The sequence below is a fragment of the Nonomuraea helvata genome (genome assembly GCF_039535785.1).
GTDB classification, from domain to species: Bacteria; Actinomycetota; Actinomycetes; order Streptosporangiales; family Streptosporangiaceae; genus Nonomuraea; species Nonomuraea helvata.
The window spans coordinates 2,741,535-2,762,679 of record NZ_BAAAXV010000001.1; the positions used below are offsets into that span (position 1 = coordinate 2,741,535).

A 21,145-nucleotide genomic window follows, 5' to 3' on the forward strand; every position below is an offset into this window, starting at 1 on the left:
GATGCCGATTGGCGGTCGACGCGGTGAGAGAACGCGGGCTACGGCCGGGCTCAGGCGCGGCCGAGCCGCCACTGGGGCCGACGCGCTCCAGCGGCACTGCGCCTTCTCACGAGTGCGTGATCAGCGAAACAAAGTGCCAGGTACCATGCGGCAATCCTACCCCAGCCGCATCAGGACTCCCGGTACCGTCACCGTCGCGCCGGGCCCGCATGCCGAGCCCCGGCGCGACAGGCTCAGGTCAGAGCGTGGTCAGCCGGAGGTCCGAGCCGCCGTGGCCGAGTCTCAGCGACACCTGGCCCGCCGGGGCGTCGGAGTCGATCTCCGGGTAGTCGTCGCTGGACACCGTGACGCGGAGGCTGTGCCCGGCCGCGACGCGGTAGTGGGTGGGCCAGGTCCGGATCTCCAGGTCGTACGTCCTGCCCGGGCGCACCGGCACGGCGCGGTCGTGGCCGAATCGGTGGCTCGCCTTCAGCCAGCCCTGGGTGATGCGGGTGGCGGCGCCGTCGGGGGCGACGTCCTGCACCACGACCGCGAGGTTGCCGTCGGTCGCGGTGAACGAGGCCCGTACCTTGGCCTGGACGTCACCGGCGAGGACCAGGTCGCGCTGGACCGGCGCCGTCGCGAACTCCAGCCGTTGGCCAGGACCGCCCGCGACCGGCTTGGTGTTGACCTCGAACGTACGGGTCGCCGAGGCCCCCGGGGTGGCCGACAGGGTGCCGTCGGAGGACAGGCCCAGGCGGACCTGCCGCGTCCCGGCGGGCGGCCAGCTGTCGAACTGCCGCCAGCCCGTGCCCGGCACCTCGTACGAGGTCACCTTGGCCGCGGGCAGCGGCGCGCCGGGGCGGCGGGCCAGCCAGCGGTCCCACCAGGCGAGATAGGCGCCGTTGCCGATGTCGGCCGGCTGCCCGGCCGGCCAGCCGTGCACCCAGGGGCCGGACACCAGCCAGACGTTGCGTTCGCGCGCCTGGAAGTTCTCGACCATGCCCTGGCGGTACCGGTCGTACCAGCCGGCGATCTCCAGGACGGGGACGTCGAGGTCCTGCCAGCGGGACTTGACGCTGCGCCCGCGCCAGAAGTCGTCGTAGAGCGGGTGCTGGGCGTAGGTCACGAGCGTGTCGGGTGCGGTGGCGCGCTGCCAGTCGCGGATCCTCGCCGAATAGATGCCGCCCCGGTAGATCGTGTTCTCGTACCAGTCGCTGATGCCGTCCACGGGGATGACGGCGGCCAGGTGGGGCGGCTTGTTGACGGCGACCAGGAGGGACGAGTGGCCGCCGTAGCTGACGCCCGTCTGCCCGATGCGGCCTGTGGACCAGGGCCGGGCGGCCAGCCATTCGATGAGGTCGTAGTTGTCGCGCTGCTCCTGGGGGCTGAACGGGTCGAGGTGGCCGGGCGAGTCGCCCGATCCCCTGACGTTGCAGACGGCCGCGACGTAGCCCCTGGTGACGAAGTACGCGGCGGCCCGGCCCTGGGCCTCCAGCTGGTTGTAGGCGTTGTAGTCGTAGACGATGCCGGGGAAGCGGCCGGGGGCGGGCGTGCCGTCGGGGGCGGCGGGGCGGTGCAGGTCGCAGGCCAGGTGGCTGCCGTCGCGCAGCGGTACGGTGACGCGCTCCTGGTGGACGCCGTACTCGGCGGGGCGGTCGTACGAGAAGAAGGGGTCGGACGGGAGCGGTGCGTCGGCCGTGGCGGAGACGGGGGCGGGAGCGCAGGTCAGAGTGAAGGCGGCCGACAGCGCGGCCATGATCTTGACAGATTTCACGTGCGATCCTCTGAGGGCGGAAGGGGGGTGGTTCAGAGGGAGAAGGCGCCGGTGAGCAGCGCGACCGCGGTCATGACGAGCGTGGAGGCGAAGGCCCACTTGAAGATGAAGCGCTGGTGCTCCCCCAGCTGCACGCCGCTCATCCCGACCAGGATGAACGTGGAGGCGGTGAGCGGGCTGAGCGGGAAACCGGTGGTCATCTGGCCGAGGATGGCGGCCCTCGCGACCTCGGCGGGCGCGCCGCCGAAGCCGCTGACGGTCTCGGCGAGCACCGGGAGCACGCCGAAGTAGTAGGCGTCGGGGGTGAAGACCAGACTGAGCGGCATGCCGGTGAGGGCCACGAGGACGGGCAGGTGCCCGCCGAGCGAGTCGGGGATAACGCTGACGAACGCGGACGCCATCTGGCTGATCATCTTGGTGCCGGTGAGGATGCCGGTGAACACCCCGGCTGCGAAGATCATGGTGGTGACCAGGACGACACTCTTGCCGTGCCGCTCCAGGAGCTCCTGCTGGCGTTCCCAGGTCGGGTGGTTGACCAGCAGCGCGATCGCGAACCCGACCACGAACAGCACCGGCAGCGGCATCACCTGCAGCACGAGCCCGACCAGCAGGGCGACGGTGAGCACCAGGTTGAAGACGGTCAGGGCCGGGTGCACGGGCGCCCGCTGGGTGCCGGGGCCCTCGCCGACCAGGCGCTCGTCGGGCACGTCGGCGGGCGGCAGCGCGCCGAGGCGGCGGCGCTCCCTGAGCCCGATCAGGTACGACGCCACCAGCACCCACACGATGCCCGCCGCCATGGCGGGCAGCACCGGGGTGAACACCTGGGAGCTGTCCAGCTTCAGCGCCGCCATCGCGCGTGCGGTGGGGCCGCCCCAGGGGATGAGGTTCATGACGCCGGCGCCCAGGCAGACTACGCCCGACAGCACCAGCGGGCTCATGCCGAGCCGCCGGTAGACCGGCAGCAGCGCCGAGACCGTGATGAGGAACGTCGACGCGCCGTCCCCGTCGAGTGCCACGCACATGGTGAGCACGGCGGTGCCGACCGCGATGCGCAGCGGGTCACCCTTGGCCAGGCGCAGGATGCCGCGGATGAGCGGATCGAAGAGGCCGGCGTCGATCATCAGGCTGAAGTACAGGACCGCGAACGCGATCATGATGCCGGTCGGCGCGACCTTGCCGAGCCCGTCGAGGATCATCTTTCCCAGCTCGCCGCCGAAGCCCCCGGCCAGCGCGGTCAGGACCGGGATCAGCACCAGAGCGATCAGGACCGACACGCGCTTGGTCATGGTGAGCAGCAGGAACAGAACGATCGTGGTGAATCCCAGGGCTGCCAGCATCGGTTTCGCCTTCTTCCTTGCCCGGCTCACGGGGGGTGATGTGCCGGAGTGTTACGGAAGAGTTTCCGAGCGACCAAATCGCAGGTCCAGCATCAAAGCAACATTTATCCATGCGATCTGCGCAACAGTTGCGTCTATGCTCACCGCCATGGAGGCGAACCTGCGGCTGCTGGCCGCGTACGCCGCCGTGGCCAGGGCGGCGAGCTTCACCGCGGCGGCGGCCGAGATGCACGTGTCGCAGTCGTCGCTCAGCCGCGCGGTGGCGGAGCTGGAGCGGCTGCTCGGCGCGCAGCTGCTGGAGCGCGACACCCGGAACGTGCAGCTGACGGCGGCCGGGGTGGAGACGCTGCGGGTGGCCGAGCAGATCGTGTCCGCTCACCGATCGGGCATGAAGGAGCTGGAGCGCTACCTGCTCGGCGAGTCCGGCGTGGTGGCGGTGGCCACGCTGCCGTCGGTGGCCGCGGTGCTGCTGCCCAGGGTGATCTCCGACTTCCGTGGGCGGCGGCCCCTGGTGACGTTGCGGATCATGGACGGGCTGGAGCAGGTGGTGCTGGGCCGGGTCCTCTCGGGGGACGCGGACTTCGCGATCTCCACGGTCGGCGCCGCGCCCGAGCAGCTCGAACACCGTCCGCTGATCAGGGACCGCTTCTACGCCGTGCTGCCCGAGCGCCATCCGCTCGCCGCGCAGGAGTCCGTCACATGGGAGGAGCTGGCGCGGGAGCCGTTCCTCGCCGTCGGGCCGGAGTCGAGCGTGCGGCGGCTCACGGACGCGGCGTTCGCCCAGGCCGGAGCCGCTGTGACGCTCGCGGCGGAGGCGGGGAGCGTGGCGACGGTGGGCGGTCTCGTCACGGCCGGGCTCGGGGTCTCGGCGATGCCCGCCCTGGTGCTGCCGCTGATGGGGGCGGGGTCTCTGGTGTACCGGCCGCTCACCGAACCCGTCGTGGACCGCCGCCTGGACGTCGTCGTCCGCGCCCGCCGCACGCTGCCGCTGGCGACGAGCGCGTTCCTCGACCTGCTCGACACGTTCCGCCGCGAACTGCGCGACCTGCCCACTGGCGTCTCCTGGAACCGCGACTGACGCGCACCCAAACATCCCCCCGATTTATGTGGAAAGCGCATTGAATGATGGTTTTCTTGTGCTGGACACGCATTTCACCACCTCGGCAGGATGAAACGACCGCAATCGCGATCGGGAGGCGAAGGAGCACAGGTGACAGGTACAGGGCAGCTGCGCGGCCTGAAGGTGGTGGAGTTCGCGCACGTGGTGGCCGGGCCGATGGCCGGCTCCATGCTCGCCGACCAAGGTGCGGACGTGGTGCACGTGGAGGCCCCGGGCGCCGGTGACGCCGCTCGCGCGATGGGTCCCGTACGCGACGGCGTACCCCTGTGGTTCAAGGTCGCCGGGCGCAACAAGCGTTCGGTCACCCTCGACCTGCACCACGCGGCCGGGCGGGAGATCGCCCACCGGCTCGTCGCCTGGGCGGACGTCGTGATCGTGACCCTGCGAGCCGGACGGCTGCGCGACTGGGAGCTGGACTGGGAGGCCGTGCACCGGATCAACCCCGCGGCGATCCTGCTGCAGATCTCCGGGTTCGGGGCGACCTCCTCGCGCGCGGACGAGCCGGGCTTCGGCAAGATGGGCGAGGCCAGGAGCGGGGTGGTGCACCTGACCGGGTTCCCCGACGGGCCTCCCGTGCACACCGGGTTCTCGCACGGCGACGCGGTCACGGGGCTGATGGGTGCGTACGCCGTGCTCGCCGCGCTCCACCGCCGGGCCACGGACCCCGGGTTCGACGGCGAGTGGATCGACCTGGCCCTCTTCGAGCCCCTGTACCGGCTGATCGAGTGGCAGATCATCACGTACGACCAGCTCGGCACCGTGCCCGGACGGGCGGGCAACCAGCTCGCCGTCGCGCCCGCCGCGGTGATCAACACCTACCGGTCGCGCGACGGCGAGTGGATCACGGTGACATCCGCGACCCTCCGTTCCGTACGCAACGTGGCCCGCCTGCTCGGCCTGCCCGAGGAGGACTTCGCCACCTCGGCGCAGCAGCACGCGGGCCGCGAGACCCTGGACGAGGGCCTGCGGGAGTGGGTGGCCGCGCGGACCACGGGCGAGTGCCTGGAGGAGTTCGCCCGGGCCGAGGTGGTGGCCTCGCGGGTGTTCACCGCCGCCGACATCGTCGCCGACCCCGTCTACGCCGAGCGCGGCGACGTCATCACCGTCGACGACGCAGACCTCGGCCCCGTACGCATGCAGGGCGTCATCCCGCACTTCCACCACCGCCCCGGGAAGGTCTGGCGCACCGGCCCCAGGCTCGGGCAGGACAACCGCCTCGTCTACCACGACTGGCTCGGACTCGGCGAGGACGAGCTGGCCGACCTGGAGAAGCAAGGTGTCATCTGAGCGGCTCCCCCTCCGTTCGCTGCTCTTCGTCCCGGGCACGCGGACGGACTGGCTGGCCAAGGCGGAGGCGGCCGGGGCGGACGCCGCGATACTCGACCTCGAGGACGCGGTCCCGGCCGGCGGCAAGGCCGAGGCGCGCCGCCGGGTGGCCGCGGCGGTGGCCGCGTTCGACGGGCGCATGGCCCTGTTCGTCCGCGTCAATCCGCTGGACGGCTGGGCGGGAGCCGAGGAGCTGCGTGCCGTCGCGCACGAGAGGCTCGCCGGGATCGTGCTGCCCAAGGTGACCGGCCCCGACGACGTACGGCTCGCGGACCGGCTGCTCGGCTGGTGCGAGCGCGAGCACGGCCTGGCGCCGGGGCACATCGCCCTGGTGCCGCTGCTGGAGACGGCCTCCGCGCTGCGCGGGGCGTACGAGATCGCCCGGGCGGCCGCCCGCGTCGCCTACCTCGGCGCCGTGACCGCGCCCGGGGGTGACGTGGCCCGCGCCGTCGGCTACCGCTGGAGCCTGGAGAGCACGCTGGGCCTGCGTTCCCGGGTGCTCCTGGACGTACGCGCGGCGGGGACGCCCAACCCGGTCGCGGGCCTGTGGACGGGCATCGGCGACCTCGAGGGGCTGCGTGCCTTCGCCGAGCAGAACCGCTCGCTCGGGTACGAGGGCATGATGGCGATCCATCCCTCCCACATCCCGGTCATCAACGAGGCGTTCTCCCCTTCGGCCGATGAGCTGGCCCGTCACGCCCGGCTGATCGCCGCTGTGGAGGCGGCCCAGGCCGGCGGGGCGGGGGCGGTGACGTTCGAGGGCGAGATGGTCGACGAGGCCATGGCCGCCACGGCCCGCGCGCTCCTGGCCCGCCACATCGAGGAGCCGGGCCGATAAACCGGTTGCGCCCGCCGAAATGATGGACGGCATGGACAGAGAGCTGATCAGCACCATCGCCCATCGTGACCACCCGATCGCCACGCCCATTTCGCCCGGCAATCTCGACCGGCTGCTGCGCCGGGCGGCCCTGCCGGAGCGGGCGCGCATCCTCGACCTGGGGTGCGGCGAGGGCGAATGGTCGCTCCGGGCGCTCGAGCTGGTCCCGTCCGCCGTCGCGGACGGGGTGGACATCTCGCCGTCGGCCCTGTCGGCAGCGGAGAAATCGGCCGCCGCGCGCGGCCTGTCCGACCGGCTGTCGCTGCACCGGGTGCCCGCCACCGAGTTCTCCGCCTCGGAGCCGTACGACCTGGTGCTCTGTGTGGGCGCGACCCACGCCTTCGAGGGGTTGGCGGGCACGATGGAGACGGTCGCGAAGTTCGTCAGGCCGGGCGGGCTGGCGCTGGTCGGGGAGGGTTTCTGGGAGCGGACCCCGGCTCCGGAGGTCGTGGCGGAGATCGGGGAGTACCCCGACCTGGCGGGCACGGTGACCGCCGCCGAGTCCGGGGGCTGGCTGACCGTCTACGCCCACGTGAGCACCCAGCCCGAGTGGGACGAGTACGAATGGTCGTGGACGGGAACGCTGGCCCGATGGGCCGCCGCCAACCCGGGTCCGGACGGCGAGCAGGCCCTCGCCGTCGCCCGGGAGCACCGGGAGATGTGGCTCAACGGCTACCGAGGGGCGCTCGGCTTCGTCTCCCTCCTGCTCCAGCGCGTGTGAGCGAACGGCCGGGCCCTTGAGCGGGCCCGGCCGTCGGAGCGTGCGTCAGCCGTTGATCAGGGCCATCGCCAGGTCGGGATCGAACGTCCCGGCCGTCTTGTCGGAGATGCCGCACTGGCCGTCAGAGTCGCCGGGCACCTTGACCCAGAAGAGGTACTCGGCGCCGTTCACCTGCCTGACCGGAGGAGTGCCGAGCTTGCGACCGGGCGGGTTGCACCAGTTGTCCCCAGGCGTGTCGTCCTCGTAGGGACCGTTGCCGTTGCGGCTGGTGTCGATCACGTACTTCTTGGCGCCGACCGTGCCCGACAGGTAGCCGTTGACCGCGACGGAGTACGTCTCGGAGTCCGAGGTGGTGAAGTAGTTCGACACGTTCACGGAGAAGCCGCGAGTGTTGGCGATGCCCGACTTGACCAGCAACGGCGCCATCTTGTCGGCCGCGATCCAGGTGGCGTTGGCCGCGTCCAGGTAGACCCACGCGTTGGGGGCCTGGGCCCGCAGCACCTGGGTGGCGTCGAGGAGCATCCGGTACTGGTCCTCGGGGTCCTTGCCGAACCTGGTGACACACCCGGCGGCGGCGACCGCGTCGGGCTCGAGCACGACGATCGCGTGCCTGGTGCCGATGGCCTTGGCGAACTCGGTGATCCAGTTGTGGTAGCCGGTCGCGTCACCCGCGCCGCCGCCCGACTGGTCGGCGCACGCGTCCCGGTTCGGGATGTTGTACGCCACCAGCATCGGCAGCTTGTCCTGGGCCTGCGCGGCGCCGACGTAGGTGTCCACGGCCTTCGTGATGTCGCTGAACCAGCCGCCGAACCACTCGAAGATCGGCTTGCTGCCGATGCTCGCCTGGATGGCCTGCCCCTTGGACGTGCCCATGTTGGCGGCCGCCCACGCGGCCGGGTGCGACTCGCTGGACACGTACAGGGCGGTCGGCCTTGTCGTCTGCGTCTCCATCAGCGACACGTTGTCGAACCGGACCACGGGGGTGGCGCCGGATCCGCCGAGCTGGAACGTCACCTCGGCCGCCGTGTCCGTGGCGGTCGCCGCCGTGAAGGGGATGCTGTAGCGCTTGCTCGCCGTGGTGAGTTGCACGCCCGTGGCCAGTGACTGGTTGCTGCTGGGCGTGGCCTTGTACTGCACCGTCGCGGTGGCCTTGAAGGCGACGGTGGAGTAGGCGTCGAAGGAGAGGGTGTAGCTCTTGCCCGGGTTCAGCGGGGCGGTGGTGGGCGAGGCCACCATGGCGTCCCACGGGTTCGCGACGACGGCCTTCACGTCCGCCCGCAGGCGACCGGACTCGGCCGCGACCGTGGTCCGGCCGATCGCGGACCAGGGGGAGGCGGAGCTGTTGAAGGTGCCGTTCCCGATGAGCTGGACGGCCGCGGAGGCGGGCTGGGGAGCGAGGAGGACGGCGGACAGGACGGCGGCCACGGTCGTGGCGGTGCCTGCGATTAATCGCACGTGATCACCTTTCGGCGGGATTCGCCGTTGATCATTACCGACCGACCTGACAAAGGTCAAGAGATCACAGGCCCCGTCACAAGCTTTTTGACCTCTAGGTCCAGAAGCTGCTACGGTCATGAGCATGGGCAGACCGAAGCAGTTCGATCCGGACGCGGCCGTCGACCAGGCCATGGACGTGTTCTGGCGTAAGGGCTACGCCGGCACCACGCCGCAGGACCTGGTCGACGCACTGGGCATCGGCAAGGGCAGCCTCTACAACACCTTCGGCAGCAAGCACGCCCTGTTCGAGGCGGCGCTGAGGCGCTACCGCGACGGCCAGGCGGCGGCGCTGATCGAGCTGCTGGGAGAGCCGGGGCCCGCGAAAGACCGGCTGCGCAGGGCGCTGCGCCTGGTGGCCGAGATGGACCTGGCCGATCCCGACCGGCGCGGCTGCCTGGCCGTGAACACCGCGGCTGAGCTCGGGCAGGCGGACGAGAGCGCGGCCCAGCTCGTACGGCGCATGCTCGACCGCACCGAGGAGGCCTTCCGCGCACTGATCGAAGAGGGTCAGCGCGCCGGGGAGATCGCCACAGACCGCGACGCCCACGCGATCGGGAGCCTGCTACTGAACACCATCGTCGGCATGCGCCTGATCGCGCGCGTCGCCGAAGGGCCGGAGCGCCTCGACAGAGTGATCGACGCGATCGTCGACTCCCTCTGATCCCGCCGGCCATGCCGGGATCTTCGCCATGCCCATTTTTTGTACCTACGGTTAAAGAATTGGAGCAGCTCATGGAGCTCAACCTTCACGCCAAGACCGCCGTCGTGACCGGCGCCAGCCGGGGCATCGGGCTGGCCACCGTGCGGACCCTGATCGCCGAAGGGGTACGCGTGGTCGGCGCCGCCCGCACCATCACCCCAGAGCTGGAGAAGTCGGGCGCCGTCGCGGTGTCGGCCGACCTGAGCACCGCCGACGGCGTCGCGAGCCTCATGGAGACTGCGCTCGCGCAGCTGGGCGGCATCGACCTGCTGGTGAACAACGTCGGGGGCGGCGACGCCATCGAGCCCGCCGGATTCCTCGACACCGGCGACGCCGAATGGGCCGCCATCTTCGACATCAACCTGCTCAGCGCCGTCCGCGTCACCCGGGCCGCCCTGCCCAGCCTGATCGAGCGGCGCGGATCGGTGGTCAACGTCTCGTCCATCAACTCAAGGCTCCCGGCCGCCGGCCCCGTCGCCTACAGCGCCGCCAAGGCCGGGCTGGCCGCGCTCGGCAAGTCGCTCGCCGAGGAGTTCGGGCCGCGGGGCGTGCGGGTCAACACCGTCTCGCCCGGCGTCGTCCGTACCGCCATCTGGGAGGATCCGGACGGCTTCGGCGGCAGGGTCGCCGCGCTCGCCGGAGCCGAGCACGGCGCGTTCCTCGAGCAGATCCCGCAGGCGTTCGGCATCACCACCGGCCGGATCACCGAGCCCGGCGAGGTGGCCGCCTTGATCGCGTTCCTGCTGTCGGACGTCGCCGCCAACATCACCGGCGCCGACCACGTCATCGACGGCGGCACCGTCAAGACCCTCTGACGGCCCCCTGACGTGAAAGGCGGCCCACCACAGGAACGTGGGGGCCGCCTGAAAACCGGGAGGGCTACACCGGGGTGTGCATGTGGCGGGTCAGGGCGTGTTCCACCAAGGTGATCAAGGTGGCCTTCACCGACTCCCGCTGCCTGGCGTCCAGGCGGACGATCGGGATGTGGTCGCCGATCGACAGGGCCTCGCGGATCTCCTCCGCCGCGTGCGCGAACTGCCCGTCCCAGCCGTTGATGCCGATCACGAACGGCAGCTTCGCCTCTTCGAAGTAGTCGATCGCCGGGAAGCTGTCCGCGAGACGGCGCGTGTCCACCAGCACGACCGCGCCGATGGCGCCCCGCACCAGGTCGTCCCACATGAACCAGAACCGGTGCTGTCCGGGCGTGCCGAACAGGTACAGGATCAGATCACGGTCGAGCGAGACCCGCCCGAAGTCCATGGCCACGGTCGTGGTCGTCTTGTTGGGCGTGAGGGAGACGTCGTCCACGTGTGCCGAAGCGTCCGTCATGACCGCTTCGGTGGTGAGCGGCAGGATCTCCGAGACCGCACCAACGAACGTCGTCTTCCCCACGCCGAAGCCCCCGGCCACGACGATCTTCGTCGAGGTTAGGCCGGGGCTAGAGCCTGCGAAGTCCACTGAGCACCCTTTCGAGCAAGTTCAGGTCCGGCTTTCCGGCGTCCAGCGCAGGCTGGTGCACGCGGATCAGGCCCTCCGACGCCATGTCGGCAATCAGCACCCGGACCACGCCAAGGGGCTGCCGTAAAAGGGCGGAGATCTCGGCAACCGACCGGACGTTCCGGGTCAGCTGGATGATCGCCTGATACTCCGGACTAAGTAGGGAAATGTCTTGGTATTCCGACGTCACGGAGGACACCAATGCCTCCATGGCGAACTTCATCCGCGGCGCGGTGCGCCCCCCGGTCACGGCATAGGGCCGTACCAGGGAGCTCGGCTTCTGCGGACGGGGAGCCGCCGGATGCGGCGGAGTGCTATCACCAGCCCAACCCTGACCTGACACCATGTTCTCCTGTCACCGCCCCGCTAGCGGGGGCGGGCCGCTTGCAGTTCGGCGCGTACGGCCGGGGTCAACACCTGACCGGCCCGCTCGACCAGCAAGGTCATCTGGTACGCCACCAACCCCATGTCACAGTCGGGAGCGGCCAGGACGGCCAAGCAGGAGCCATCGCTGATGGACATGATCATCAAGAGCCCGCGCTGCATTTCGATAACGGTCTGCGTCACCATACCGCCCTCGAAGACCCGCGCGGCGCCTTGGGTCAAGCTGATCACACCCGACGCCACCGCGGCGAGCTGGTCGGCTCGGTCCTTGGGAAAACCCTCCGAGAAGGCCAGCGGCAAGCCGTCGGACGACACCACGACCGTGTGCGCGACACCCGGCACGTTGTTCACGAAGTCCGTGATCAACCAGCTTATGCCGCGCGCTCCCTGGCTCATTTCTCTCATTTGTCCTCCTCATTCTCTTCTCCGCGGGTGAACGCTCGGCCTTGCCGGACACCCTGCTGGAAGCTGGAGAGCCGGCTACGCAGCCGCTCGGGCGAGATCTGCGGCGCCGGTGACGGAGCCTGGGGTTCCGCGAGGCTCGCCGTACCGGGCACCAGGTTGGCCTTGGGGACGCGACGAGGCAGGCCCGAGGGCGTTGTGCCGCTCTGCACGGGCTGCGCGGCGGCCTGTGCGGCCTGGAAGCCGGAGTCCGCGGGCGACGACCAGGTCGCGCCCGCCCCGGACGCGCCCGGCGTGCGCCGGGGCAGCCCGCTGGACGTGGGAGGAGCCGCCTCGACGGGCACCGCCGGATGCACAGCCGTGATGTCGGGCTCCGCCTCCCTCAGGGAAGGCGCCTCGATACGGTCCTGCAGCACCTCGGGATCGGGCCGGCGGAACCAGTCGGACCCGACCGACGAGAAGATCGGCAGGAACTCGTCGCCCTGGTCCTCCATGGGCGAGCTGCGCACCACGGGGAGCGGCCCGGTCATGTCCTGCGAGGAGTAGGCGCCGGGGCCGAACCTGTCGAGGTCCGAGCGCCCGTTCTGCTCGAACGGGTCGGCGGGCTTGGGCTCATCCGCGAACGGCGAGCGGTAGCCGTCGGCGGGCTGCGTCGGCGGCCGGTCCTCCGACTCGAACAGCGACCTGCGCGGCAGCGGGTCGGCGAACGACGACCACCGCGACTCGTCCTGCGGCTGCTGCTTCGGCGGCTCGGTGGCGAACGACGGCCAGCGCGGCTCGTCGTCCTGCAGGGGCGGCGGCTGCTCCGCGAAGGACGGCCACCGGTTCTCCGCGAACGGATTCTCCACGGCGGGCTGCGGCGTCTCCTCGGAGAACGACGGCCAGCGCGGCTCCTCGAACGGCTTCTGGGCCGGCGGCGCCGACTCGTCGGAGAAGGACGGCCAGCGCGGCTGGTCGCCGCCCTGCGCCCCCTGCGGCTGCTCGGCGAAAGGCGACTGCCGCTCACCGAAGGACGGCTGCTCACCGAAGGAGGGCCGCTCGCCGAACGCCGGCTGGTCACCGAAGGACGGCTGCTCGCCGAAGGGCTGCTCGAACGGGCGATCCCCGACCGGCCGCTCGTTGAACGCCGCGGGCTGCTCGCCGAACGCGGTCCAGCCCGCGCTCCCGGGCGCCGGCAGCGACCCCGGCCACTGCGTGTCCACCACCTGCTCGGGCCCGTCGGGCATCGAGTGGGCACCGTTCTGCGACGGCTGCCCGAACATGCTCGGGTCGAAGTCGGTGAACGCCTCGTACTGCCCGCCCTGCTGCGGCACGCCGATCCCGCTGCTGATCAGCATGTCGGGCAGCATGACCAGCGCGCTCAGCCCGCCGGTCTCCCGCTGGCTGAGCTGCACGCGGATGCCGTGCCGCAGGGCCAGGCGGCCGACCACGAACAGGCCCATGCGCCGCGACACCGACACGTCCACGACGGGCGGGTTCGCCAGCCGCCAGTTGGCCTCCGACAGCTCCTCGGGGCTCATGCCGATGCCCAGGTCGTTGATCGACACGAGGACGCCGCCCTCGGCGGGCGTGCTGGTGACCGTGACCTTGCTCTCGCGGGGCGAGAACGAGATCGCGTTCTCGATCAGCTCGGCGAGCAGGTGGACGGCGTCGGTGACGGCCGGGCCGACGATCAGCGTGCCGGACGGGATCTGGATCTGGACCCGCTCGTAGTTCTCGACCTCGGACAGCGAGGCGCGGGCGATGTCGACCAGCGGCACCGGCTCGCTCCACTTGCGCGCGGCCTCCTGGCCGGCGAGGACCAGGAGGTTCTCGCTGTTGCGGCGCATGCGGGTGGCCAGGTGGTCGAGCCTGAACAGGTTCGCGAGCCGCTGCTCGTCCTCCTCGCCCTGCTCCAGACCCTCGATGAGCTGCAGCTGCCGCTCGACCAGCGTCTGGCTGCGGCGGGAGAGGTTGACGAACATCGAGTTGACGTTCGTACGCAGCTTGGCCTCGTCGCCGGCCAGCCGGATCGCCTCGCGGTGGACCTCGTCGAACGCCCGCGCCACTTCACCGATCTCGTCGCGGGTGTTGACGCCGACCGACGGCACCTCGGGCACGTGCGCGCCTTCACCGGACTCGCGCAGCACGCGGACGGTCTCGGGCAGCCGGGTCGTGGCGACCTGGAGCGCCTCGGCCCGCAGCCGGCGCAGCGGGCGGACCAGCGAGCCGGCCACGCGGGTGGTGAAGATCAGGACGAGGAGCAGCAGGACGAGGATCATCGCGCCGGAGATGATCGCGTTGCGCTGCTCGGTGTCGCTCAGGTCACGGGTCCTGGCCACGATCTTGGTGGCCAGGCCGTCCTCGACCTTGCGCATGGCGTTGCCGGACAGGCTGGTGCTGTCGAACCAGTTGCTCAGGTCACGATGGGTGGTGACGTCGAGGTCCCTGATCCGGTTGTACGCGCGGACCTGCGCCAGCGCGCGCTGGCGCATGGCGTCGGCGAGGTCGATCTGGGGGCCACGGACGAGCTGCTGGTACGTCTTCAGGTCCTTCGGGTCGGCCTCCTGCTCGAAGGCCGCCAGCTCGGCCTGCTGCTTGTTCCAGGAGCCCAGGAAGTCCGACAGATCGTCGCTGTCCAGCTGACGCTCGACGAGTGCCACGATGAGGATGATCTGCTGGCGCGAGATCTCCTCCTTGACCCGCTGGAGCGAGCCGAGCGCGGCCACCTCACGCTGAAGGGTGTCGTCGCCGACACCGTCACCCAGGTCGCCCTGGATTGTGGAGAAGATGCCGATCATCGTGCTGTACGTGCTGACGGAGGCGCGCGGCGGCACGTTCGAGACCATGGACTCGCGCAGGCTGTCGAGGCCGTCGAGCCAGCGGCGCATGTTCTCGACGCCCTCGCGGACGCGGGAGGAGTGCGTGGCGTCGATCGACTTGGCCGCGCTGAGCACCTGCTTCTTGGCCGCGTCGGTCGCCTGCCGCTGCGTCTTGAGCTGGACGAGGCGCTGGCCTCTGCTGCGGTCGGCGACGTACCACGCGGTGAGCGTGCGCTCCTTGCCGAGCTCGTGGTTGAGCGCACCGATGCGCTGCGCCAGCTCGGCGACCTGGGTGAGCCGGCGGTACTGGGCGCTGGTGCCGATGGCGTCGGCCAGCTGCACGCCGGCGAGCAGCACACCCACGACCGTGGGGATGAGGATCAGCGCGACCAGCCTTGAGCGCACACGCCAGTTCCCCAGCCGGAAACGTCCGCCTGTGTACTCCCCTGACCTCGTGTGCCTGGGGTCTTTCGTCCTCACTGACTCTCGCTACCTCTCGCCGGTACGTGCTCGAAAAATCAGACACGCGTGTGGCGCATGGGATTCTGTCCGGCTGGGTAATTGGAACACAACCCGTACCAGATCGGCCAACCGAACATATCCCATCACACGTGCCCAAAGCGTCACTTTGGGCAACATAACGCCGTACACGCTTCAGGCGGGCCGGAACGAATCCCGCTCTGCCGGAGCCGCGTGCTTCACCATCAGGTGCCGCGTCACCGAGTACTCCTGCACTGCTTCCTGGCTCATGTCCTTGCCGAACCCACTGCCCTTCACCCCGCCGTGCGGCGCCTCGCTGGCAATGGGCAGATGGTCGTTCACCCAGGTCACGCCCACATCGAGCCGGTGCGACACGCGCATGGCCCTGGCGACGTCGCGCGACCACACCGACGACGCCAAACCGTACCGGGTGTCGTTGGCGAATTTGACCGCTTCGTCCTCGCCGTCGAACGGTAGCGCCACGAGCACCGGTCCGAAAAGTTCTCCTTGCACGATCTCGCTGTCCTGAGCGACGTCGGCGACCAGCGTGGGCGGGTAGAAAAATCCGGAGCCCCCGATCGGGGCGCCGCCGTGCAGCACCCGCCCACCGGCCCTGGAGACGAACCCGTGCACCCGCTGCCGGTGGGCGGCGGAGATCAGCGGGCCGATGTCCGTGGCCGGGTCCCAGGGGTCACCGACGGTTATTTCGGCAAGAGTTGCCCGTAGGGCCTCCACCGCGTCCGCGTAGATCTCGCGGGCGATGTACACGCGGGTGGCGGCCGTGCAGTCCTGCCCGCTGTTGTACGTCGCCCCCAGGACCACGCCGCGGGCCATCTCCGCCAGGTCGGCGTCCCCGAAGACCAGCGCGGGCGCCTTGCCGCCGAGCTCGAGGTGCACCCGCTTGAGCGTGGTCGCGGCCCCGGTCATCACCGCCCGGCCGGTCTCCGTGGAGCCGGTGACGCTGACCATGTCCACGCCCGGGTCGGTGACAAGCGCCTGGCCGACCTCCGCGTCCCCGGTGACCGCCTGCACGAGCCCGTCGGGCGCGCCCGCCTTGGCGAACAGCTCGGCCAGCCGCAGCGTCGTGCGCGGCGTCTGCGGCGCCGGCTTGATCACCACTGCGTTGCCGGCGGCCACCGCCGGGCCGACCTTCCAGACGGCCATGACGAACGGGAAGTTCCACGGCGCGATCGATCCCACCAACCCGACGGGGCGGCGCAGCAGGACCGAGGTGTAGCCCGCGCTGAACACCCCGGCGCCGGAGCCCTCGAGCGAACGGGCGGCCCCGGCGAAGAAGCGCAGGTTGTCGACAGCGAACGGCAGCTCGCCGTCCCTGAACACCGCCGCCGGCTTGCCCGTCTCCTCCACCTCGAGCCTTGTCAGCTCCTCGGCGTCGGCCTCCACCAGGTCGGCGACCCGCAGCAGCAGCCGGGCGCGGTCGGCCGGGGTGGCCTGCGACCACTCCTCGAAGGCCGCGCGAGCCGTCCGTACGGCCGCCGCGACCCCCTCCACCGGCGTGTCCGGAACTTCGGCGCACGGCAGGCCGGTGGCAGGGTTGATCAGTTCACGCATGTCACTCGCCAAGTTGCTCGATCAGGTCGGCGGCCTTGCGCAGGCCGTCGCGACGGCGGATCTCCTCGCCCGCGGCGGCGAGCCGGGCACGCAGCTCGGTGTCCCCGAGCAGCCGCTCGACCGCCCCCTTCAGGTCCTCGTCCGTGAAGGTGTAGGTGGAGAGCCTGACACCATAGCCGAGTTCGTCGACCCGCTGAGCGTTGTCGTACTGGTCCCAGAAGAGCGGCAGCAGGATCATCGGCTTGCCGAAGTGCACCGCCTCCGTGGTCGTGTTGTTGCCGCCGTGGGTGATGACCAGGTCACACAGTGGGATGATCTTAGTCTGCGGGAGGAACTCCGCGCCCCACATGTTGTCGGCCAGCTTGATCTCCTCGTGCAGCGGGCCCTTGGAGACGATGTACTGGTGCGGCGTGGTGGCCAGGACGTCGATCACCCGCTGCATCAGCTCCACGTCGGACGAGCCGAGCGAGCCGAGCGAGAAGTAGACCAGGGACCCCTTGTCGTTGCGCTGGAAGGGCAGAGCGAAGTCGTCGTCGGTCTCACGCACGGAGGAGTCGAGCCGGTGCCAGGACGGGCCGAGCGGGCGGGCGTCGGTGTAGTCGAGGACCTCCGGGTAGACGTAGAGGTTCAGGTCGCCCTCGTGGATGAAGTCGAGGTCGGGCAGCGGCGCGGTGCCCTGCTCGACGCACCACTCGTTGAAGGCGCTCCAGAGCTCGCGGTGGGTGCGGTCGTACTCGGCGCGGAACGCCTCCCACTCGGAGCGGTCGTCGGCGGCCAGGCCGGAGAAGACCGGCGCGATGTTCTCGCCGCGCACCTCGAGCGGGTTGCAGGAGACGATGCGGACGAACTTCTTGCCCGCGGTGAGCAGCGCCGGGAACATGATCACGTTGTCCTCGACGATCACGTCGGGGTTCACCCGCTCGATGATGGCCTTGAGCTGCGGCTCGCAGTACTTCACGCCGTCGATCAGCTCGGCCCAGATGGGCTTGGTGACGGTGTCGAGCTGCTCCAGCGTGCTCTTGCGGTACTCGGGCGCGGTCTCGCGGATGAAGTCCTTCCAGAACTGACCGGGGTCCTGCTCCTCGGCGTTCTCGGGCGGCGGGGCGAGGTCCACCAGGTCCTCCTCGAAGCCGAGCGCCTCGAGCTTGCCCTTCCACGACGCCTCGGCCGCGAAGACGACGCGGTGGCCGCGGCGGCGGAGAATGTCGCCGATGCCGATGCAATTGTTGGTCGGACCGTACGCGCTTTCAGGCATGAACAGAATGGTGAGAGACATCTCGCGACTCCGGGGAAACTCATCAATTTGAAGAGGAATTCAAGAACTCATCTAGCGTTGAGGTCAAGTTACGGGCACTATGGTCACGGCTAACTGAACGGCGGGCGAACGAGTGAGGGTGGTGCGGGTGGCCCAGCGTAAGAGCCGCGACGACCGGCGCATCGACTTGATCGAGGCCGCGCGCAGGGCCATCATCCGCCACGGCATCGACGGTGTGCAGCTCTCGCACGTCGCCGAGGAGGCCGGGCTCACCTCCGGCGCGGTGCTCTACCACTACCCCGACCTCAGCGAGCTGCTGGTCGAGGCGCAGCACGCGGGCATGGAGCGCTTCTACGAGCAGCGCGCGCGGCAGCTCGCCGCGCTCACCGACCCGGCCGAGAAGCTGGTCGTCACGGTCAGGTCGGGGCTGCCGACCGGGCCGCTCGACCCCGACGTGCGCCTGCTCAACGAGCTGGGCGGGGCCGCGGGCCGCAACCGGGTCTACGGCGTGCTGCTCACCTCGCTCTACGACCGCCAGGTGTCGATGTACCAGGCGATCCTGGACACGGGGGCCGCCCTCGGGGTGTTCAAGCTGAGCACCGACTCGCTGACGATCGCGCGCAACCTGGTGGCCCTGGAGGACGCGTACGGCTACCGCATCACGGCCAGACACCCGGTCATCGGCCCGGACGAGGCGGCCGAGCTGATCCTGTCGTACGCGCGCACGGCGACGGGCAACGACCTGACCCGCTGACATCATGCATCGACCGCCATGATGACCGCGTCCTCGGCCTTCCAGCGCACCTTGACCTTGGCGCCCACTTCCACCGAGCTCGCCCCCTGCACGGCGACGAGCACCGGCTTGGCGCGGCCCGGCACGTCCACGGAGATGTGCGACACACCGCCGTAGAAGCTGACGTCCAGGACGCTGCCCTTCAGGCCGCGGGCGGCGCTCTCGTCGGCCAGCTCCATCTTCTCCGGCCGGACCGCCAGCAGCGCCTTGGCGCCCGCCTCCAGCTCCTCCAGCGGAGTGCCGGCCAGCATGCCGAAGTCGTCGGTCTTGATCCCGTCGAGCCCGCCGGCCGTGCCGTGGAAGAGGTTGTTGGCCCCCACGAAGTCGGCCACGAACGGCGTGCGGGGCCGCTCGTAGAGCGCGACCGGCCGGTCCACCTGGCGCACGCTGCCGCTGTCGAAGACCGCGATGCGGTCGGCCAGCGACATGGCCTCCTCCTGGTCGTGCGTGACGACCACGAACGTGATGCCGACCTCGTGCTGCAGCCGCTTCAGCTCCAGCTGCATGTCGGCGCGGACCTTCTTGTCCAGGGCCGACAGCGGCTCGTCGAGCAGCAGCAGACGGGGCCGCTTGACGATGGAACGGGCCAGCGCGACCCGCTGCCGCTGCCCGCCGGAGAGCTGGGCGGGCTTGCGGTCGGCGTGCGCCGACAGCCCGACGGTCTCCAGCACCTCGCCGACGCGCTGCTTGACCTCCTGGCGGGGCAGCCGCTCGCGCTCGAGGCCGTAGGCCACGTTCTTGGCCACGCTCATGTGGGGGAACAGCGCGTACGACTGGAACATGAGGCTGATCGGCCGCCGGTTCGGCTGCTTGGACAGCAGGTCGTCGCCGTCGAGCGTCACCGTGCCCGCGTCGGGCGTCTCGAACCCGGCGATGATGCGCAGCAGTGTGGTCTTGCCGCAGCCGGACGGGCCGAGCAGGGCGAAGAACTCGCCCTGGCCGATCTCCAGAGACACGTTGTCGAGCGCGGTGACCTCACCGAACCTGCGGGTGATGCCATCAATCTTGAGCACGAGCTTCACCGATCTTCGTCATACGCTGCCCGGCGATCACCGCCGTGAAGCTCACGAGGAGCAGGATCGCGGCCAGCGCGTTGATCTTGGGGGTGACCCCGAAACGGATCATTGAGTAGATGACGATCGGCAGCGTCTGCTCAGTGTTGCCGATCGTGAAGTACGCGATCACGAACTCGTCCAGCGACAGCGTGAACGCCAGCAGCGCGCCCGCGACGATGCCCGGCGCGAGCTGCGGCAGCGTGATCCTGATGAACGTCTCCACCGGTCCGGCGCCGAGGTCGCGCGAGGCCTCCTCCAGCGAGGTGTCGGCGTTGGCGAGCCTCGTGCGCACCACCGCGGCCACGAACGACATCGAGAACAGGCCGTGCGCGAGCACCGTCGAGTACAGGCCGAGCGTGAGCGCGATCAGGCCGTAGAACAGCAGCAGGCCGATCGCGATCACCAGGTCGGGCAGCACGGCCGGCATGAGCGCGATGGCGTCCAGCAGCTTCGACCTGCTGTGCCTGGCCAGCCCGACGGCCAGCAGCGTGCCCAGGACGGTGGCGATCACCGTGGAGCCCGCGGCCACGATCAGCGTGTTGACCAGGCCGTCCCTGACCCGGTCGTCGTGGGCCAGCTCGCCGTACCACTTGAGGCTGAAGCCCTCGTACGTGTACGCCGACCTGCCGGAGTTGAACGACATGACGACCAGCACGACGATCGGCAGGTAGAGGAAGACGTACGTGGCCCAGAACGGGACGAACAAGAGCTTGGACCTACGCACGGCGGGCCGCCCATGCCTGCGCGAGGAGCAGCACGATCAGCACCGCGATGAGCGCCAGCGCGAGCGTCGCGCCGAAGGGCCAGTCGCGCGCCTTCAGGAACTGGTCGCGGATCAGGTTGCCCACCATGATCGACTTGCTGCCCCCGAGGATCTCCGGGATGACGAAGTTGCCGAAGCTCGGCACGAAGACGAACAGGCATCCGGTCAGCACGCCGGGCACCGTCAACGGCAGCGTGACCTTCCTGAAGGTCGTGAACCCCGAGGCTCCCAGATTGGCCGAGGCCTCCCTGAGCTGCGGGTCGAGCCGCTCGATCGCGGAGTACAGCGGCAGCACCATCAACGGCAGGTACGAGTAGAGCAGCCCGGCGACGATCGTGCCCTGCTTGTACAGCAGCTCCATGTGCGTGCCCAGCAGCGAGTTCACCAGGCCGGGGCCGCTGAGCAGGATGATCCACGCGTACACGCGGATGATGAAGTTCGTCCAGAACGGGAGCACGATCGCGACCAGCGCCACCGTCTTCCACTTCCGCGGGAGCTGCGCGATCACGTACGCCGTCGGGTAGCCGATCAGCAGCGCGACGAGCGTCGTCAGCGCCGCGAGCTTAAGCGAGACGACCACCACGCCCAGGTAGAGCGGGTCGACCAGGCGCTCGAAGTTCTCGGTGGTGAACTCGTAGACGACGCCGCCGAAGCGGCCCCGCTGGAACACCGTGTTGCTCAGCACCAGCGCCAGCGGCACCAGCAGCAGCACGATCAGGTAGGTGACACCGGGTGACAGGAAAACGAACGCGCCCAGCCGGCGTCCCCGCCAACGGGACACCGGCCGGGCCTTGACCTCAGACTTCACC

19 protein-coding genes are annotated in these 21,145 nt (G+C 70.1%); 7 read left to right on the forward strand and 12 right to left on the reverse strand.

The window, feature by feature from the left end; all coding sequences use genetic code 11:
• Nucleotides 1-238: 238 nt before the first annotated feature.
• Together ABD830_RS12695 and ABD830_RS12700 are read right to left on the reverse strand one after the other, a co-directional pair.
• Entirely contained in the window at nt 239-1,756 is a 1,518-nt protein-coding gene (locus ABD830_RS12695) for a CocE/NonD family hydrolase (RefSeq protein ID WP_344986879.1), read from the reverse strand.
• A gap of 32 nt (nt 1,757-1,788) precedes the next feature.
• Nucleotides 1,789-3,093 (reverse strand): CitMHS family transporter, encoded by a 1,305-nt coding sequence (locus ABD830_RS12700; RefSeq protein WP_344986880.1) that lies wholly within the window; start codon nt 3,091-3,093, stop codon nt 1,789-1,791.
• Nucleotides 3,094-3,229: 136 nt separating this feature from the next.
• Here ABD830_RS12700 and ABD830_RS12705 point away from each other — a divergent pair, with 136 nt between their 5' ends.
• From ABD830_RS12705 to ABD830_RS12720, 4 genes are all read left to right on the forward strand, one after another.
• Nucleotides 3,230-4,171 (forward strand): LysR family transcriptional regulator, encoded by a 942-nt coding sequence (locus ABD830_RS12705; protein ID WP_344986881.1) that lies wholly within the window; start codon nt 3,230-3,232, stop codon nt 4,169-4,171.
• Between the two features lie 132 nt (nt 4,172-4,303).
• Entirely contained in the window at nt 4,304-5,500 is a 1,197-nt protein-coding gene (locus ABD830_RS12710) for a CaiB/BaiF CoA transferase family protein (RefSeq protein WP_344986882.1), read from the forward strand.
• Entirely contained in the window at nt 5,490-6,377 is an 888-nt protein-coding gene (locus ABD830_RS12715; protein ID WP_344986884.1) for an HpcH/HpaI aldolase/citrate lyase family protein, read from the forward strand. The genes ABD830_RS12710 and ABD830_RS12715 overlap by 11 nt, the downstream gene beginning before the upstream one ends.
• 31 nt (nt 6,378-6,408) lie before the next feature.
• On the forward strand, nt 6,409-7,137 hold the full coding sequence (locus ABD830_RS12720) for an SAM-dependent methyltransferase (RefSeq protein ID WP_344986885.1): 729 nt from the start codon (nt 6,409-6,411) through the stop codon (nt 7,135-7,137).
• A gap of 45 nt (nt 7,138-7,182) precedes the next feature.
• Here the strand turns inward: ABD830_RS12720 and ABD830_RS12725 are convergent, their stop codons facing one another.
• The gene (locus ABD830_RS12725) at nt 7,183-8,592 is read right to left on the reverse strand and encodes a glycoside hydrolase family 6 protein (protein WP_344986886.1); all 1,410 of its coding nucleotides are present in this window, start codon (nt 8,590-8,592) and stop codon (nt 7,183-7,185) included.
• 124 nt (nt 8,593-8,716) lie between these two features.
• Between ABD830_RS12725 and ABD830_RS12730 the strand changes: the two genes are divergently transcribed.
• Both ABD830_RS12730 and ABD830_RS12735 read left to right on the forward strand, forming a co-directional pair.
• Complete coding sequence (locus tag ABD830_RS12730; RefSeq protein ID WP_344986887.1) at nt 8,717-9,295, forward strand: TetR/AcrR family transcriptional regulator; 579 nt, start codon at nt 8,717-8,719, stop codon at nt 9,293-9,295.
• 71 nt (nt 9,296-9,366) lie between these two features.
• The gene (locus ABD830_RS12735) at nt 9,367-10,149 is read left to right on the forward strand and encodes an oxidoreductase (RefSeq protein WP_344986889.1); all 783 of its coding nucleotides are present in this window, start codon (nt 9,367-9,369) and stop codon (nt 10,147-10,149) included.
• A gap of 64 nt (nt 10,150-10,213) precedes the next feature.
• On the opposite strand, the gene ABD830_RS12740 is transcribed toward ABD830_RS12735, so the two are convergent.
• From ABD830_RS12740 to ABD830_RS12765, 6 genes are all read right to left on the reverse strand, one after another.
• Nucleotides 10,214-10,792, reverse strand: coding sequence for a GTP-binding protein (locus tag ABD830_RS12740; protein WP_344986890.1), 579 nt, complete (start codon nt 10,790-10,792; stop codon nt 10,214-10,216).
• A complete protein-coding gene (locus tag ABD830_RS12745; RefSeq protein WP_055507219.1) occupies nt 10,773-11,177 on the reverse strand; it encodes a DUF742 domain-containing protein in 405 nt (134 codons plus the stop codon). The genes ABD830_RS12740 and ABD830_RS12745 overlap by 20 nt, the downstream gene beginning before the upstream one ends.
• 20 nt (nt 11,178-11,197) lie before the next feature.
• A complete protein-coding gene (locus ABD830_RS12750; protein WP_090935862.1) occupies nt 11,198-11,620 on the reverse strand; it encodes a roadblock/LC7 domain-containing protein in 423 nt (140 codons plus the stop codon).
• Nucleotides 11,617-14,823, reverse strand: coding sequence for a sensor histidine kinase (locus tag ABD830_RS12755; RefSeq protein ID WP_344986891.1), 3,207 nt, complete (start codon nt 14,821-14,823; stop codon nt 11,617-11,619). Before ABD830_RS12755 ends, ABD830_RS12750 begins: the two co-directional genes overlap by 4 nt.
• A gap of 249 nt (nt 14,824-15,072) precedes the next feature.
• Nucleotides 15,073-16,470: an aminobutyraldehyde dehydrogenase gene (locus tag ABD830_RS12760; protein ID WP_344986892.1), complete on the reverse strand. Its 1,398-nt coding sequence runs from the start codon at nt 16,468-16,470 to the stop codon at nt 15,073-15,075.
• A gap of 1 nt (nt 16,471) precedes the next feature.
• Entirely contained in the window at nt 16,472-17,725 is a 1,254-nt protein-coding gene (locus ABD830_RS12765) for a glycosyltransferase (RefSeq protein WP_344986893.1), read from the reverse strand.
• A 148-nt stretch (nt 17,726-17,873) separates the two neighbouring features.
• On the opposite strand from ABD830_RS12765, the gene ABD830_RS12770 reads away from it, so the two are divergent.
• Nucleotides 17,874-18,479, forward strand: a complete 606-nt coding sequence (locus tag ABD830_RS12770) for a TetR/AcrR family transcriptional regulator (protein WP_344986895.1) — start codon at nt 17,874-17,876, stop codon at nt 18,477-18,479.
• 2 nt (nt 18,480-18,481) lie between these two features.
• On the opposite strand, the gene ABD830_RS12775 is transcribed toward ABD830_RS12770, so the two are convergent.
• Genes ABD830_RS12775 through ABD830_RS12785 form a run of 3 tightly spaced genes read right to left on the reverse strand, consistent with a single transcriptional unit; the run spans nt 18,482 to nt 21,144 of the window.
• The gene (locus tag ABD830_RS12775; RefSeq protein ID WP_344986897.1) at nt 18,482-19,531 is read right to left on the reverse strand and encodes an ABC transporter ATP-binding protein; all 1,050 of its coding nucleotides are present in this window, start codon (nt 19,529-19,531) and stop codon (nt 18,482-18,484) included.
• Nucleotides 19,518-20,297, reverse strand: coding sequence for an ABC transporter permease (locus tag ABD830_RS12780; protein WP_344986900.1), 780 nt, complete (start codon nt 20,295-20,297; stop codon nt 19,518-19,520). The genes ABD830_RS12775 and ABD830_RS12780 overlap by 14 nt, the downstream gene beginning before the upstream one ends.
• Nucleotides 20,290-21,144, reverse strand: coding sequence for an ABC transporter permease (locus tag ABD830_RS12785; protein ID WP_344986902.1), 855 nt, complete (start codon nt 21,142-21,144; stop codon nt 20,290-20,292). Before ABD830_RS12785 ends, ABD830_RS12780 begins: the two co-directional genes overlap by 8 nt.
• Nucleotide 21,145 lies beyond the last annotated feature (1 nt).

What these genes read in the sequence shown, in the direction of transcription:
- ABD830_RS12700 (WP_344986880.1), bottom strand. Translation starts at nt 3,093, where the DNA reads ATGCTGGCAGCCCTGGGATTCACCACGATCGTTCTGTTCCTGCTGCTC.
- ABD830_RS12705 (WP_344986881.1), top strand. Translation starts at nt 3,230, where the DNA reads ATGCTCACCGCCATGGAGGCGAACCTGCGGCTGCTGGCCGCGTACGCC.
- ABD830_RS12720 (WP_344986885.1), top strand. Translation starts at nt 6,409, where the DNA reads ATGGACAGAGAGCTGATCAGCACCATCGCCCATCGTGACCACCCGATC.
- ABD830_RS12730 (WP_344986887.1), top strand. Translation starts at nt 8,717, where the DNA reads ATGGGCAGACCGAAGCAGTTCGATCCGGACGCGGCCGTCGACCAGGCC.
- ABD830_RS12735 (WP_344986889.1), top strand. Translation starts at nt 9,367, where the DNA reads ATGGAGCTCAACCTTCACGCCAAGACCGCCGTCGTGACCGGCGCCAGC.
- ABD830_RS12745 (WP_055507219.1), bottom strand. Translation starts at nt 11,177, where the DNA reads ATGGTGTCAGGTCAGGGTTGGGCTGGTGATAGCACTCCGCCGCATCCG.
- ABD830_RS12750 (WP_090935862.1), bottom strand. Translation starts at nt 11,620, where the DNA reads ATGAGAGAAATGAGCCAGGGAGCGCGCGGCATAAGCTGGTTGATCACG.
- ABD830_RS12760 (WP_344986892.1), bottom strand. Translation starts at nt 16,470, where the DNA reads ATGCGTGAACTGATCAACCCTGCCACCGGCCTGCCGTGCGCCGAAGTT.
- ABD830_RS12765 (WP_344986893.1), bottom strand. Translation starts at nt 17,725, where the DNA reads ATGCCTGAAAGCGCGTACGGTCCGACCAACAATTGCATCGGCATCGGC.